Raw genomic sequence first — 14209 nt, forward strand, 5'->3', positions numbered from 1 at the left:
CGCACGGCGCGCTAGGAGAGCTTCACGTCCTTGATGATCACCGGCAGCTTGGGGGCGGTGGAGCCGCCGTCGCCGGTGATGTCGTCGGGGTTCTGGATCCACCCGCCCGTGTAGATCTTCTCCAGGACGTCCATGCCCTCGGTGACGACGCCGAAGGGCGTGTAGGCCTTCTCCACCTGGTTGGTGTCGTCGGCCAGTGAGATCCAGAACTGGCTGCCGTTCTGGTTGACGGCGTCGGGGGCCTGGGCCACGGCGACCACGCCCTTGGGGTACGCGGCCCCCTCCATGTTCTCGTTGTCGTAGACGTAGCCCGCGCTGCCCTGGCCGTCGGTGGGGTTCTTGCCGTCGGCCTTGGCCTGCGGGTCGCCGCACTGCAGCAGGCCCACCCCGGAGTTCTCGGGGGTGGCCAGGCGGTGGCACTTGATGCCGTCGAAGAAGTTCTTCTTGGCCAGGAAGGCGAAGGAGTTGACCGTGCACGGCGCCTGCGGGGTCGCCAGCTCGATCGTGACGTCACCGTGGTTGGTGGTGATCGTCATGGTCTTGAGCTTCAGGTCGGGCTTCTTCGGCGGCATGCCCACGTACTTCATCGGGCTGCCGCTGGTGTCCTTGCGATAGGAGCAGCGCGTGCCGGCCGGCGCGGCCGGCGTGGTGATGCTGGGCGTCACCGCGGGGGTGTTCGACGGGCTCGGCGAACTCGTGGCGGCGACCGGCTTGCTCTCGTCGTCATCGCCTCCCAGGAGGGTCACGCCGGCCACCAGTCCGCCGGCGACGACGAGCGCGGCGACCGTTCCGATGACGGCGTTCCGCTTCGACGTGCTCGTCTGCTCAGCACGCTTCGCCTGCCGCTCCCTGTGTTCCCGAGCCAGCCGGCTCTGGCGGTCCTCGGCGCTCACCGCTATGTCCTCCAGGATTGCTGTTGCATGATGTCTGACTGGCCGAAAGAGTACCGGCCTCGACGTGTGCTGCACGTAAGTGATGAAATTCGTCCATTGGTGCCACAGGGGAGAAAGTTGAATCTTCACGCTCCCCATAACCGGCCCATGGTGGGATTCGCGTCAATCGATGATGAACCACGCACCACCGGAGCACCCTATGTTCGACGAGATCCTCGGCCTGCCCCAGCACCCACTGATCGTCCACGCCGCCGTGATCCTCACGCCGCTGCTGGCGGTGCTCGCCACCGTGTACGCGCTGGCGCCGCGCACCCGGCCGGTGCTCACCTGGGCGGTGGCCGGGCTCGCCCCGATCGTGCCGGTGAGCGTGTTCGCGGCCAAGCAGAGCGGTGACGCCCTGAACGAGGGCCGTTTCTCCTCCGCGAGCGGGGAGCTCGGGGAGCGCATCACCGAGCACGCCGGTTTCGGCACCCCCCTGCTGCTGGTCGCCCTCGGCCTGGGGATCGCGTCCGCGGCCCTGGTCTACGTCTGCCGCGGCGACCGGTTCGGGCGTCCGCTCGTGACGGTGGTCTCGGCGCTGACCGTGATCCTGGCGGTGGTGGCCCTGTACTACGTGGTCCGGGCCGGGCACAGCGGCGCCGTCGCCGTCTGGGGGAGCTGAGGCCCGCCGGGCGGCGGTACTGTCTCAGGCGTGGACAGCCTGTTCGACGCGGCGGCCGAGGAGGCGCACCGCGGCCAGGAGCCCCTGGCGGTACGGATGCGCCCCCGCGGCCTGGACGAGGTGATCGGCCAGCGGCACCTGCTGGGCCCCGGCACGCCGCTGCGCCGCCTGGTCGAGGCCGAGGCGCCGATGTCGCTGTTCCTGTGGGGCCCGCCGGGCACCGGCAAGACCACCCTGGCCTACGTGGTGGCCGGCGTCACCAAGCGGCGCTTCGTCGAGGTGTCGGCGGTGTCGGCCGGGGTCAAGGAGGTCCGCGCGGCCATCGAGCAGGCCCGCCGCGACCTGGGCATGTCCGGCCGCCAGACCGTCCTGTTCGTCGACGAGGTGCACCGTTTCAACAAGGCGCAGCAGGACGCCCTGCTGCCCGCGGTGGAGAACCGCTGGGTCACCTTCATCGGCGCCACCACCGAGAACCCGTTCTTCTCCGTCATCTCGCCGCTGCTGTCGCGCTCGCTGCTGCTGACCCTGCAGGCGCTGACGGAGGACGACATCCGCGCGGTCCTGGAGCGCGCCGTCGCCGACCCGCGCGGCCTGGACGGGAGGGTCCGCCTGGCGCCCGAGGCCGCCGAGCACCTGGTCCGGCTGGCCGGGGGCGACGCCCGCAGGTCGCTCACCTACCTGGAGGCCGCCGCGCTGATCGCCGACGGCGAGGTCACGGTCGAGGTGGTGGAACGGGCGGTGGACAAGGCCGCCGTCCGCTACGACCGCCAGGGCGACCAGCACTACGACGTGATCAGCGGCTTCATCAAGAGCATGCGGGGCTCCGACGCCGACGCCGCGCTGCACTACCTGGCCCGGATGATCGAGGCGGGGGAGGACCCCCGGTTCATCGCCCGCAGGATCGTCATCTTCGCCTCCGAGGACGTGGGCATGGCCGACCCCACCTGCCTGCAGATCGCGGTGGCCGCGGCCCAGGCGGTGGAGCTCATCGGCATGCCCGAGGGGCGGCTCAACCTGGCCCAGGCCGTCATCCACTGCGCGCTCGCCCCCAAGTCCAACGCGGTGATCAGCGCCATCGGCGAGGCCTCGGCGGACGTGCGGCGCGGCGCCATCGGGCACGTCCCGGCGCACCTGCGCGACTCCCACTACGCCGGGGCCGGGAAGCTCGGGCACGGTGAGGGCTACCGCTACCCCCACGACTTCGAGCACGGGCTGGTCCGGCAGGAGTACGCGCCCGAGGAGCTGCGGGACCGGCGCTACTACAAGCCCACCCGGCACGGCGCCGAGGCGGCCTTCGCCGACCGGTGGTCCAGGATCCGCGCCTTCCTGCGCGGGGAGTGACCCGCCCGCACCGCGCCCGTCCCCTGCCCGTCCCCTGCCCGTCCCGTGCCCGTCTGGCACCCGGCCGGTGTCCGGCCCGCGTACGGTCCCGCGCGTCCGTCCCCGCGCGCCCAGGACCCGCACCGCGCCGCCGTGCCCGGCGCGTCCGGTGACGTGCGGTGAGCGGAGAGCGGTGACCTCGGGCACGATAGGGTTTTGCCATTCCACCCGACCACGGCCGGGGTCACCTATGAGGGGACGGGTCCGCAATGCTCACCGCAGGAGAGGTCGCCGGGCTGATCGCCGCGATGGCCTGGGCGATCCTGGTCTGCTTCATGGCCGTCGCCCTGGTCCGGCTGATCCGGTTGCTGACCGAGACCACCAAGATGGTCTCCCAGCTGGGCGACCGGGTCGTGCCGCTGCTGGAGGACGTCTCGGCGGCCGTCGGCGAGACCAACCGGCAGCTGGTGGCCCTGGAGGCCATCACCAAGGACGTCAAGCAGGTCAGCGGGCACGTCGCCCGGGTCAGCGACGTCACCCAGAACCTCGTCACCGGGCCGATGATCAAGGTCGCGGCGTTCACCCACGGCCTGCGCCGGGCGCTGGGCGCCCGCCGTCGCCCGGTGACCGCCCGGCCGGCGCTGGAGAGGCGGCGGCGATGATCCGCAGGCTGTTCTACATGGGCCTGGGCGCGTTCGGCGCCGTGTGGGTCATGCGCAAGCTGCAGGCGCTGCACCCCGACCACCTGGCCCGCCGGGCCGTGCACGGTGCCGCCGGCGCGCTGGAGCAGGTGCGCGAGCTCGCCGGTGAGACCCGGCGTGGCGCGGCCGAGCGGGAAACAGAGTTGCGATCGCGGTTCGGACTCGACACCGTGGAGAGCGCCGTGGAAAACCCCTATCACACCGACGTAAAGGATGGCCGCTGACATGGATTCGGCAGAGATCGCCCGCCGCTTCCTGCGCTTCTTCGAGGAGCGTGGGCACACCGTCGTGCCCTCGGCCAGCCTCATCGCCGAGGACCCGACCCTGCTCCTGGTCAACGCGGGCATGGTGCCCTTCAAGCCCTACTTCCTGGGGCAGCAGAAGCCGCCCTACAGGCGGGCCGCCAGCGCGCAGAAGGTCGTGCGGACCCTCGACATCGACGAGGTCGGCAAGACGACCAGGCACGCCAGCTTCTTCCAGATGCTCGGCAACTTCTCCTTCGGCGACTACTTCAAGGACCAGGCGATCCCCTTCGCCTGGGAACTGCTGACCAGGCCCGAGTCCGATGGCGGCTTCGGCTTCCCCGAGGACCGGCTGTGGGCCACCGTCTACCTCGACGACGACGAGGCCGCCGAGATCTGGAAGAAGGCCGGCGTGCCGGCCGAGCGCATCCAGCGCCGCGACCTGGCCGACAACTACTGGCACATGGGCGTGCCGGGCCCGGGCGGCCCGTGCAGCGAGATCTACTACGACCGCGGCCCCGAGTACGGGCGCGAGGGCGGCCCGGTCGCCGACGAGAACCGCTACCTCGAGGTGTGGAACAACGTCTTCATGCAGTTCCAGCTCAGCGCGGTGCGCAGCAAGATCGACTTCGACATCGCCGGAGAGCTGCCCGCCAAGAGCGTCGACACCGGCATGGGCCTGGAGCGCATGGCCGCGATCCTGCAGGGCGTCGACAACATCTACGAGATCGACACCACGTACAAGATCCTCGACCGGGCGGCGGAGCTCACCCGGACGCGCTACGGCCGCGACCAGCGTGCCGACGTGTCGCTGCGCGTGGTCGCCGACCACGTCAGGACCGGCGTGATGCTCGTCGCCGACGGGGTGCTGCCCTCCAACGAGGGCCGGGGCTACGTGCTGCGCCGCATCCTGCGCCGCGCCATCCGCAACCTGCGCCTGCTCGGCGCGGGCGAGGAGCGCTACATGCACGAGCTCACCGCGGTGACCGTCGAGGTGATGGGCGAGCAGTACGCCGAGCTCAAGGCCGACGCCCCGCAGATCCACGGCGTCATCGACGCCGAGGAGGCCTCCTTCCTGGGCACCCTGCGCACCGGAACCGCGATCTTCGACGTGGCCGCCGAGGAGACCAAGCGCAAGGGCCGCGCCGCGATCGCCGCCGACCAGGCCTTCCAGCTCCACGACACCTACGGCTTCCCGATCGACCTGACCCTGGAGATGGCCTCCGAGCAAGGGCTGCAGGTCGACGAGGAGGGCTTCCGCCGGTTGATGAAGGAGCAGCGCGACCGGGCCAAGGCCGACGCCGCCGCCAAGAAGACCGGCAACGCCGACATCTCCATCTTCGGGACGATCCTGGAGAAGACCGGCAAGGTGGAGTTCCTGGGCTACGACCAGGTGACCGCCGAGGCCGAGGTCATCGGCCTGCTGGTGGACGGCGCCTCGGTGCCCGCCGCGGGCGCGGGCACGTCGGTCGAGGTGGTGCTGGGCCGCACCCCGTTCTACGCCGAGGGCGGCGGCCAGCTCCCCGACCAGGGCGTGATCCGCACCGGCGGCGCCGAGGTGGAGATCGTGGACGTGCAGTCCCCGGTCCCCGGGGTCGTCGTGCACCGCGGCAAGGTCCGCTCCGGCGAGATCCGCGTGGGCGACCAGGCCCAGGCCGAGATCGACGTCGAGCGGCGCCGGGCGATCTCCCGCAGCCACACCGCCACCCACCTGGTGCACCGCGGCTTCCGCAACGCGCTGGGCGAGACCGCCGCGCAGGCCGGTTCGGAGAACTCGCCGGGCCGCTTCCGCTTCGACTTCACCGCCGCGGGCGCGGTGCCGCCCAGCGTGCTGCGCGACGTCGAGGACGAGGTCAACGCCGTGCTGATCAACGACCTCAAGGTCAACGCCTTCCACACCTCCCAGGCGGAGGCGCGTGCGATGGGCGCCCTGGCCCTGTTCGGCGAGAAGTACGGCGACACCGTCCGCATCGTCGAGGTCGGCGAGTACTCCCGCGAGCTGTGCGGCGGCACCCACGTGGCCAGCTCCGGGCAGCTGGGCCTGGTCAAGGTGCTGGGCGAGGCCTCGATCGGCGCGGGCGTGCGCCGCGTGGAGGCCCTGGTCGGGCTGGACGCCTTCCGCTTCCTCGCCAAGGAGAGCGTGCTGGTCGCCCAGCTGTCGGAGCAGCTCAAGGCCCGCAGGGAGGAACTGCCCGAGCGCATCGAGGGCATCGTGACCCGGCTGCGCTCGGCGGAGAAGGAACTGGCCGGTCTGCGCTCGGCCCAGGCGCTCGCCGGAGCGGGACAGATGGCGGAAAGTGCCCGTGATCTGCACGGAGCAGCCGTCGTCACCCACCGCGCGCCTGATGGCACTTCTCCGGACGATCTGCGTAAGCTCGCCCTGGACGTACGCGGCCGGTTGCCGGGCGACCGCGCCGCGGTCGTCGTGATCGCCGGTGTCCCCGGCGACCGGCCGGTCGTCATCGCCGCGGTGAACGAGGCGGGACGCGACCGAGGGCTGAAGGCGGGCCTGCTGGTCGGCGTCGCCGCGAAGGCGCTCGGAGGTGGTGGTGGCGGCAAGGACGACGTCGCACAGGGCGGCGGGGTCCGCCCCGAGGAGATCGGCGAGGCACTCGCCGCCGTCGAGCGGACGATCGCGCAGACGCTCTCCTGACGGGGTACGACACCCTCACGCCGCATCCGGCAGGAGGGTGGAGACGATGATGAGGAACGGCGTTCGGCTCGGGGTCGACGTCGGCTCGGTCCGTATCGGCGTGGCGCGCAGCGACCCCTCGGGGGTGCTGGCCACGCCGGTGGAGACCGTCCGGCGCGGCCGGGGCGACCTCGACCGGCTCGCGGAGATCGCGGCCGAGTACGAGATCGTCGAGGTGGTGGTCGGCCTGCCGACCTCGCTCTCCGGGCGGGAGGGGCCGGCCGCCGAGGCGGCCCGCGACTTCGCGGGCAGGATCGCGGCGCGGCTGGCCCCGGTCCCGGTCCGGCTGTTCGACGAGCGGCTGACCACGGTCACCGCCCAGCAGGGCCTGCGGGCCAGCGGGGTGCGGGCGAAGAACCAGCGCGCGGTGGTGGACCAGGCCGCCGCGATCGTCCTGCTCCAGGCGGCGCTGGACGCCGAGCGCGCCACCGGCAGGCCCCCCGGCGCCCCCGTGACGCCGCCACGCGACGGGACGCCACGCGGCGGGGCGGCCCGCGGCGCCGGGCAGGAGAGCGCCGCCGGTCCGGGGGACCGGGACGTCATGGGCGGCCCCGGGAGCGGGGCCGGTGAGACGTCCGGTCGCGGATCGGCCGGCGGAGCCGTCCGATGAGCGGCCCGCGGCCGATGTGGCCGCTGCTGGCCGGGGCGGGCGCGCTCGTGGTCGCCGCGGGGGCCGCCGGGCTCATCGTGGTCCGGCCCTACCTGGCGCCCGCCGACTTCGAGGGACAGGGGTCCGGCCAGGTCGTGGTGGAGATCCCCCGGGGCGCGAGCGCCGCCGAGATCGGGCGGACGCTGGCCGACGCCGGGGTGGTGGCGAGCGCCAGGGCGTTCGTCAGGCGGGCCGAGGAGCAGGACAGGACCGACACACTGCACCCGGGCCGCTTCAGGATGCGCAGGGGCATGGAGGCGGCGGCCGCGCTCGACCTGCTGGCCGCGCCCGGGTCGCGCATGGTGCGCACCGTCACGATCCCCGAGGGGCTGCGCCTGCCCGAGCTGCTCGACCGGCTCGCCGAGGACACCGACCTGCGCCGCGCCGACCTGGTCAGGGCCGCCGCCGACGAGCAGGCGCTGGACCTTCCCCGGTACGCCGGGAGCGCGGAGGGCTTCCTGTTCCCGGCCACCTACGAGATCGAGGCCGGGACCACCGCGCCCGAGCTGCTCGCCGCGATGGTGGAACGTTACAAACAGGTCGCCGAGGCCATCGACCTGGAGGACCGGGCCGAGCGGAGGCGGCTGACGCCGCTGCAGGCGGTCACCGTGGCCAGCATCGTCCAGGCCGAGGGGGGCCGGGACCCGGACTACCCGAAGATCGCTAGAGTGATCTACAACCGGATCAGGGCCGGGACGCCCCTCCAGCTGGACACCACGGTGCTGTACGCGCAGCGGCGCAGGACCCTGGAGGTGTCCCAGAAGGACACCGAGATGAGGTCGCCGTACAACACCTATCTCCGTCCCGGCCTGCCGCCCGGGCCCATCGCCAACCCCGGGGAGAAGGCATTGATCGCGGCTCTCCAGCCAGATCAAGGTGATTGGTTCTGGTTTGTGACCACCAATCCGGAGCATAGAATCACGAAATTCACTGACAAAGAGAGTGAGTTTGTGAGATACCGGGAACAGCTGAACAGATACCTCGGGAAGCGTTGATGCCCGGCGGAACACCCCCCGTTCCGCGGCGAGCGGCGTCCCGCGTCCCCGGACCGGACGGCGGTTCCCGCAGCGGCGGGACGTCCGGCAGGATGCCCCTCTCCGGTTTGGCGGACTCACTTGACGCCATGCCGTCCTCAGCGGGAGATTGGCCAGCGTCTCTATGAACGATCTCGATATGGACTTCCTGGTCGGCTCCGACGACGAAGGTCGGTCGCGCCGCGGCTCCCGCGCGTCCTCGGGCCGCGAGCCCGGCGAGCGGCGGGGACGCCGGCGCAGGCGCCGCCGCAGCCGGGGCCGGTTCCTCGCCCCGATGCTGGCGATCATCGTGCTGCTGGGAGGGATCGGCGCCGCGGGTTTCTACGGCTACACCTGGGTGCGCGACGTGATGACCCCCGACGACTACACCGGCAAGGGCTCCGGTGAGATCGTCGTGGAGATCAAGGACGGCCAGAGCGCCTCCCAGATCGCGCAGACCCTGCAGGACCAGGGTGTGGTGAAGAGCGCCAGGGCCTTCGTCGACGCCGTCGGCCAGGCGGGCAAGAGCTCCTCGCTGCAGCCCGGTGAGTACACCATGCGCAAGCAGATGTCGGCCGCCGAGGCCGTGAAGCTGCTCGACCCGGGCAAGCGGCTGCTGGAGCGGGTCACCCTCAAGGAGGGGCTGCGCCTGGCCGACACCCTCAAGCAGCTGTCCAAGCAGACCGGTAAACCGCTCAGGGAGTTCCAGCAGGCGGCCAAGAACGGCGAGGAGCTCGGCCTGCCGGCGTACGCCAGGGGCAGGCTGGAGGGCTACGCCTTCCCGGCCACCTACGAGATCAGGCCGAAGATGACGGCCTCGGAGATCCTGACCGCGATGGTCGACCGCTTCAACCAGACCGCCGACAAGGACGACCTGCAGTCCAAGGCCAGGGAGCTCGGTCACACCCCGCACGAGATCATGACGATCGCCAGCATCGTGCAGGCCGAGTCCGGCACCCAGGAGGACATGGGCAAGGTGGCCCGCGTCATCTACAACCGCCTCGACGGCACGCCCCGCCGCAAGCTGGAGATGGACAGCACGGTGATGTACGGGCTCAACAAGTACGGCATCGAGTCCTCCGGCAGGGACCTGGAGAGCACCTCGCCCTACAACACCTACAGGTTCGAGGGGCTGCCCCCCGGCCCGATCGCCAACCCCGGCGACGACGCCATCCAGGCGGCGCTCAACCCCACCAAGGGCGACTGGGTGTGGTTCGTCACCACCTGTCCGGGCAAGCGCATCACCAAGTTCGCCTCGCTGGAGTCGGACTTCCTGGCGCTCAAGGCCGAGTACGAGCGGAACAAGGTGAACGGGTGCTGAAGGCGGCGGTGCTCGGATCCCCGATCGTCCACTCGCTCTCCCCGTACCTGCACCGCGCGGCCCACCGTGGCATGGGCCTGCACGACTGGCACTACGAGGCGATCGAGTGCGACGAGGCCGCCCTGCCCGGCCTGATCGCCGGGTTGGACGGCACCTGGCGCGGGCTGTCGCTGACCATGCCGCTCAAGCGGGCCGTGCTGCCGCTGCTCGACACCGTCTCCGAGCTCGCCCTCCAGGTGGGCGCGGCCAACACCGTGATCCTGTCCGAGGACGGGCGCCACGGCGACAACACCGACGTGTACGGCATCGTCGAGGCGCTGGCCGAGGCCGGGGTGACCGCGCCCCGCGCGGCGACCGTCCTGGGCGGCGGCGCGACCGCCTCCTCGGCCCTGGCGGCCCTTCGCCGCCTCGGCCTGGGGGAGGCCACCCTCGTGGTCCGCGACCCGGGCAGGGCCTCCACGACCGCCGAGGCGGCCGAGCGGCTGGGCGTGAACCTGACCGTGCAGTCCTTCGACAAACTCGAGGCGGCGCTGGAGGTCGACCTGGTCGTCTCGACCCTGCCCTCCGGCGCCGCCGACGACCTGGCCGGCACGCTGGAGCGGGTGCCCGCCCTGTTCGACGTGGTCTACGCCCCCTGGCCCACCCGGCTGGCGGCGGCCGTGGCCGGCCGGGGCGGGAGCGTCGTCGGCGGGTTCCCGATGCTCCTGCACCAGGCGGTCCGGCAGGTCGAGCTGATGACCGGCCGCGCGGACGTGCCGGTGGAGGCCATGCGCGAGGCGGGCAAGGCCGAGATCGTCAGGCGCGCCGCCCCGGCCGAGTGACCGGGCCCGCCGGCGTCTCCGGGTCTTCGGGTCTTCGGGTCTCCCGAGGTCACGGAGAAGCGGACGTCGCGGCGTGGAGCGGGATGATTCTGAGTGAGCACGCGGTTGTGGTAGAGTAACGACTCGATCGGTCCGGCGTGCCTGCTGGACGCGCAAGCGGAGGTCGCCCTCCCACCTCGTCGGCCGCAAGGCTGACAGGTCAGGATCACACCGGGTGACTCCCGGAGAGCTTACGGCGTGAAGCCCTCGGTTCATGTGACCCCGCATGCGTGACGTGCGGGGCATCTTGCGTTCGACACCCTCGGCAAAGGGTGCGCGTCCGCGACCTCCCGGCACGATCGAGCATGTTGCGGCCTCCTGCCGGGAGGTCGCGGATCGCAACCTAGGAGGCCCCATCAGCGCCGAGCCCCGCATCAACGACCGCATTCGTGTGCCCGAGGTCCGCCTCGTCGGCCCGAACGGCGAACAGGTGGGCATCGTCTCCATCGGCGATGCCTTGAAGCTGGCTCAAGAAGCCGACCTCGACCTGGTCGAGGTCGCGGCAACGGCTCGCCCGCCAGTGTGCAAGCTCATGGACTACGGCAAGTTCAAGTACGAGTCCGCGATGAAGGCACGTGAGGCGCGCCGCAACCAGGCGTACACCATCATCAAGGAGATCAAGCTCCGGCCGAAGATCGACCCGCACGACTACGAGACCAAGAAGGGTCACGTGGTGCGGTTCCTCAAGGCCGGGGACAAGGTCAAGGTCACCATCATGTTCCGCGGCCGGGAGCAGTCCCGGCCCGAGCTGGGCTTCCGGCTCCTGCAGCGGCTGGCCGAGGACGTGACGGAGCTCGGCTTCGTCGAGTCCCAGCCCAAGCAGGACGGCCGTAACATGATCATGGTGATCGGCCCGCACAAGAAGAAGGCAGAGGCCAAGGCCGAGAAGGCGGCGGCCAAGGCGCGGCATGACGAGGACGCCTCCGGTGACGCGTCCCGGTCCGCGGACGAGACGCAGGCCGGCGACGGCGGCAACGCCGACGACGCCGGCAGCCCGGTCTCCGTCGGCGGAGCGGTGGCGGCCCCGCAGGAGTAACTCGCATAGCCTGGATTTTCAGGTAGTCGCGAGATCAAGCCGAGACCGGGTCCGGTCTCGCAGTCAGGCATGCCCTTGACTCGGGTTACCGGCCCGGGACATCGGCGCGATCGAGGGAGAGACGGCCGAAATGCCGAAGATGAAGACGCACAGCGGTGCGAAGAAGCGGTTCAGGCTCACGGGTTCCGGCAAGCTCGTGCGTCGTCGCGCCAACCGCGCGCACTACAACGAGCACAAGCCGTCCACGTTGACGCGTCGTCTCAAGCCCGAGGTCGTGCTCTCCGACGCCGACTCCAAGAAGATCAAGAAGCTGCTCGCTAAGTAACCGCCCCCGGGGAGATAGATACACATGGCACGCGTGAAGCGGGCGATCAACGCCAAGAAGAAGCGCAAGGTCGTTCTCGAGCGGGCGAAGGGCTACCGGGGTCAGCGTTCCAGGCTGTACCGCAAGGCCAAGGAGCAGATGCTCCACTCGATGACGTACGCCTACCGCGACCGCAAGGACCGCAAGGGCACCTTCCGTCGTCTCTGGATCCAGCGGATCAACGCCGCCGCCCGCCAGAACGGCATCACCTACAACAGGCTCATCCAGGGCCTGCGGCTCGCCTCCATCGAGGTCGACCGCAAGATCCTCGCCGACCTCGCGGTCAACGACGCCGCCACGTTCGCGACGCTGGTCGAGGCCGCCAAGAAGGCGCTCCCGGCCGACGTGAACGCGCCGGTCGCCGGCTGAGCCAGCCGGTCGAGCAGGGCACTGACGACGATGCGGCCCGCAGCTTCACTGCTGCGGGCCGCGTTCGCATTCTTGGGGGACGGGCATGGCCGGGTCTGAGCTGACCAACATCAAGTCACCGCGGGTCAAGGCCGCGCGGAGGCTGACCAAGCGGGCCTTCCGGGACCGCGACCGTTCCTTCCTGGCCGAGGGGCCGCAGGCGGTCCGCGAGGCGCTGGCGCTGGACGGCGTGGTGGTGGAGCTGTTCGCCACCGCCGAGGCCGAGGCGCGCCACGCCGACCTGGTCGCCGCCGCCACCGCGGCCGGGGTGCCGCTGCTGCGGGCCAGCGGCGAGGTCATGGCCGAGCTGGCCCAGACCGTCACCCCGCAGGGCCTGCTGGCCGTGTGCCGCTTCGTGCACGTGCCCCTGGAGACCGCGGTGACGCCCGGCTCCGCGCTGGTGGCCGTGCTCGCCCACGTGCGCGACCCCGGGAACGCCGGCACCGTGCTGCGCACCGCCGACGCCGCGGGCGCCGACGCGGTCGTCTTCACCGACGCCTCGGTCGACCCCTACAACGGCAAGTGCGTACGGGCCAGCGCGGGCAGCCTGTTCCACCTGCCGGTCACCACCGGCGCCGGGGCCGGGCAGGTGGCACGGCACCTCAAGGACTCCGGGTTGCGCGTGCTGGCCGCCGACGGCGCGGGCGAGCTCACCCTGGACGACGTGGACCTGTCCGGCCCGACGGCCTGGATCTTCGGCAACGAGGCGTGGGGGCTGCCCGAGGACATTCTGGCCCTGGCCGACGAGGTCGTCAGGGTGCCGATCCACGGGCGGGCCGAGAGCCTGAACCTGGCGACCGCCGCCGCGGTCTGTCTGTACGCATCTGCCCGATCTCAGCGCACCGCTCCCGCCAGCGTCCGGCGACCGGCGCCCGCGGGCTGACCGGTGGTACGGGAAACCCGCTATTGTCGGCCATGTAGCGTCGAGGAGGCGGGGTCGTGCACGGCGAACACACCGGTGGGCGGAGCGCCGATCCCGTTCCCATGATCGACGCTGACGAGCTCCCCGACGGTCTCGTGGTGGCCGACGGGGACGGCCACGTGCTCACCGTCAACCGGGCCGCGACCCGCCTCACCGGGGTCACCCGCGAGCGGGCCACCGGACGCCACCTGCGCGACGTCTTCTCCTTCCGCGACCAGGACGGGCGCGACTGGTGGAAGTGGCTCGACACCTACGGCGGCCTGCCCACCCGCTCCCGCCAGCCCGAGCTGCCGCTGCGCACCCCGGGCGGGCAGGAGATGCTGGTGGCCGCCCGCCTGGTGCGCGAACCCGCGCGGGGCGGCAGGGTCGTCCGGGTCGTCATCACGCTCCGCGACGCCGGGGCCCGAGCCCGCCTGGAACGCAGCCGCGCCGACCTGGTCTCCACCGTCGCCCACGAGCTGCGCTCCCCGCTGACCAGCGTCAAGGGGTTCACCGCGACCCTGCTGGCCAAGTGGACCCGCTTCACCGACGACCAGAAGCTGGTCATGCTGGAGACGGTGAACGCCGACGCCGACCGGGTGACCCGGCTGATCACCGAGCTGCTGGACGTCTCGCGCATCGAGTCGGGACGGCTGGAGATCCACCGCCAGGTGGTCGACATCCCGGCCAGGATCTCCCGGATCATCGCGGGCCGGGTGGCCGCGGGCGAGCCCGGGGACCGCTTCGTGCTCGACGTGCGCGGCGAGCTGCCCGAGACCTGGCTCGACCAGGACAAGATCGATCAGGTGCTCGCCAACCTGATGGAAAACGCGGTGCGTCACGGGCGCGGTACGGTGACAATAGTGGTCGAACCAAGCGAGTGGGGAGTGGCCGTGTCCGTCCGTGACCAGGGAGAGGGCATCCCGCCCGAGCTGGTCACGCGCGTCTTCCGGCAGTTCTGGCGGGGCAACGCCCGCCGCCGCGGCGGCACCGGGCTCGGCCTGTTCATCGTCAAGGGGCTGATCGAGGCGCACGGCGGCACCATCTCCGTGCAGCGCGGGCCGGACGGCGGAGCCGAGTTCCGATTTATGGTGCCCACCGGCACCCCGGACTTCGCCTGAGCGCGGATGTCGGCCCGGTGGGCTCAC

General features: G+C 71.4%; 13 protein-coding genes and 2 pseudogenes. 14 read left to right on the plus strand and 1 reads right to left on the minus strand.

The window, feature by feature from the left end:
- Positions 1-11: 11 nt before the first annotated feature.
- Complete coding sequence (locus ACIBCT_RS34865) at positions 12-893, minus strand: peptidylprolyl isomerase (RefSeq protein WP_399196054.1); 882 nt, start codon at positions 891-893, stop codon at positions 12-14.
- A 199-nt stretch (positions 894-1092) separates the two neighbouring features.
- Between ACIBCT_RS34865 and ACIBCT_RS34870 the strand changes: the two genes are divergently transcribed.
- From ACIBCT_RS34870 to ACIBCT_RS34935, 14 genes and pseudogenes are all read left to right on the plus strand, one after another.
- On the plus strand, positions 1093-1554 hold the full coding sequence (locus tag ACIBCT_RS34870; RefSeq protein ID WP_399196056.1) for a hypothetical protein: 462 nt from the start codon (positions 1093-1095) through the stop codon (positions 1552-1554).
- Between the two features lie 30 nt (positions 1555-1584).
- The gene (locus ACIBCT_RS34875; RefSeq protein WP_399196058.1) at positions 1585-2895 is read left to right on the plus strand and encodes a replication-associated recombination protein A; all 1311 of its coding nucleotides are present in this window, start codon (positions 1585-1587) and stop codon (positions 2893-2895) included.
- Between the two features lie 248 nt (positions 2896-3143).
- Entirely contained in the window at positions 3144-3536 is a 393-nt protein-coding gene (locus ACIBCT_RS34880; protein WP_399196060.1) for a DUF948 domain-containing protein, read from the plus strand.
- Positions 3533-3799, plus strand: a complete 267-nt coding sequence (locus ACIBCT_RS34885) for a hypothetical protein (RefSeq protein WP_344903605.1) — start codon at positions 3533-3535, stop codon at positions 3797-3799. Before ACIBCT_RS34880 ends, ACIBCT_RS34885 begins: the two co-directional genes overlap by 4 nt.
- Before the next feature lies 1 nt (position 3800).
- Positions 3801-6470, plus strand: coding sequence for an alanine--tRNA ligase (gene alaS, locus ACIBCT_RS34890; RefSeq protein ID WP_399196062.1), 2670 nt, complete (start codon positions 3801-3803; stop codon positions 6468-6470).
- Between the two features lie 49 nt (positions 6471-6519).
- Positions 6520-6975, plus strand: a pseudogene (gene ruvX, locus ACIBCT_RS34895) (Holliday junction resolvase RuvX); the annotation flags it as partial.
- Between the two features lie 140 nt (positions 6976-7115).
- Positions 7116-8153 (plus strand): endolytic transglycosylase MltG, encoded by a 1038-nt coding sequence (gene mltG / locus ACIBCT_RS34900; RefSeq protein WP_399196065.1) that lies wholly within the window; start codon positions 7116-7118, stop codon positions 8151-8153.
- A gap of 163 nt (positions 8154-8316) precedes the next feature.
- Entirely contained in the window at positions 8317-9492 is a 1176-nt protein-coding gene (gene mltG, locus ACIBCT_RS34905; RefSeq protein ID WP_399196067.1) for an endolytic transglycosylase MltG, read from the plus strand.
- Positions 9489-10313 carry a shikimate dehydrogenase gene (locus tag ACIBCT_RS34910; RefSeq protein WP_399196097.1) on the plus strand — a complete coding sequence of 275 codons (825 nt, stop codon included), beginning with the start codon at positions 9489-9491 and terminating at the stop codon, positions 10311-10313. Before mltG (ACIBCT_RS34905) ends, ACIBCT_RS34910 begins: the two co-directional genes overlap by 4 nt.
- Before the next feature lie 394 nt (positions 10314-10707).
- A pseudogene (infC, locus tag ACIBCT_RS34915) lies at positions 10708-11220 on the plus strand (translation initiation factor IF-3); the annotation flags it as partial.
- A gap of 298 nt (positions 11221-11518) precedes the next feature.
- On the plus strand, positions 11519-11713 hold the full coding sequence (gene rpmI, locus ACIBCT_RS34920; RefSeq protein WP_030920046.1) for a 50S ribosomal protein L35: 195 nt from the start codon (positions 11519-11521) through the stop codon (positions 11711-11713).
- 24 nt (positions 11714-11737) lie between these two features.
- On the plus strand, positions 11738-12121 hold the full coding sequence (gene rplT, locus ACIBCT_RS34925) for a 50S ribosomal protein L20 (RefSeq protein WP_012892552.1): 384 nt from the start codon (positions 11738-11740) through the stop codon (positions 12119-12121).
- An 85-nt stretch (positions 12122-12206) separates the two neighbouring features.
- A complete protein-coding gene (locus ACIBCT_RS34930) occupies positions 12207-13043 on the plus strand; it encodes a TrmH family RNA methyltransferase (RefSeq protein WP_399196069.1) in 837 nt (278 codons plus the stop codon).
- A gap of 101 nt (positions 13044-13144) precedes the next feature.
- The gene (locus ACIBCT_RS34935) at positions 13145-14182 is read left to right on the plus strand and encodes an ATP-binding protein (RefSeq protein ID WP_344904457.1); all 1038 of its coding nucleotides are present in this window, start codon (positions 13145-13147) and stop codon (positions 14180-14182) included.
- Positions 14183-14209 lie beyond the last annotated feature (27 nt).

Origin of the sequence: Streptosporangium sp. NPDC050855 (assembly GCF_044456585.1) — a bacterium.
Lineage (GTDB): Bacteria > Actinomycetota > Actinomycetes > Streptosporangiales > Streptosporangiaceae > Streptosporangium > Streptosporangium longisporum.

Coding starts and splice junctions, on each gene's coding strand:
- rpmI (WP_030920046.1), top strand. CDS start 11,519: ATGCCGAAGATGAAGACGCACAGCGGTGCGAAGAAGCGGTTCAGGCTC.
- ACIBCT_RS34935 (WP_344904457.1), top strand. CDS start 13,145: ATGATCGACGCTGACGAGCTCCCCGACGGTCTCGTGGTGGCCGACGGG.
- ACIBCT_RS34870 (WP_399196056.1), top strand. CDS start 1,093: ATGTTCGACGAGATCCTCGGCCTGCCCCAGCACCCACTGATCGTCCAC.
- ACIBCT_RS34880 (WP_399196060.1), top strand. CDS start 3,144: ATGCTCACCGCAGGAGAGGTCGCCGGGCTGATCGCCGCGATGGCCTGG.
- ACIBCT_RS34930 (WP_399196069.1), top strand. CDS start 12,207: ATGGCCGGGTCTGAGCTGACCAACATCAAGTCACCGCGGGTCAAGGCC.
- mltG (WP_399196067.1), top strand. CDS start 8,317: ATGAACGATCTCGATATGGACTTCCTGGTCGGCTCCGACGACGAAGGT.
- ACIBCT_RS34885 (WP_344903605.1), top strand. CDS start 3,533: ATGATCCGCAGGCTGTTCTACATGGGCCTGGGCGCGTTCGGCGCCGTG.
- mltG (WP_399196065.1), top strand. CDS start 7,116: ATGAGCGGCCCGCGGCCGATGTGGCCGCTGCTGGCCGGGGCGGGCGCG.
- rplT (WP_012892552.1), top strand. CDS start 11,738: ATGGCACGCGTGAAGCGGGCGATCAACGCCAAGAAGAAGCGCAAGGTC.
- alaS (WP_399196062.1), top strand. CDS start 3,801: ATGGATTCGGCAGAGATCGCCCGCCGCTTCCTGCGCTTCTTCGAGGAG.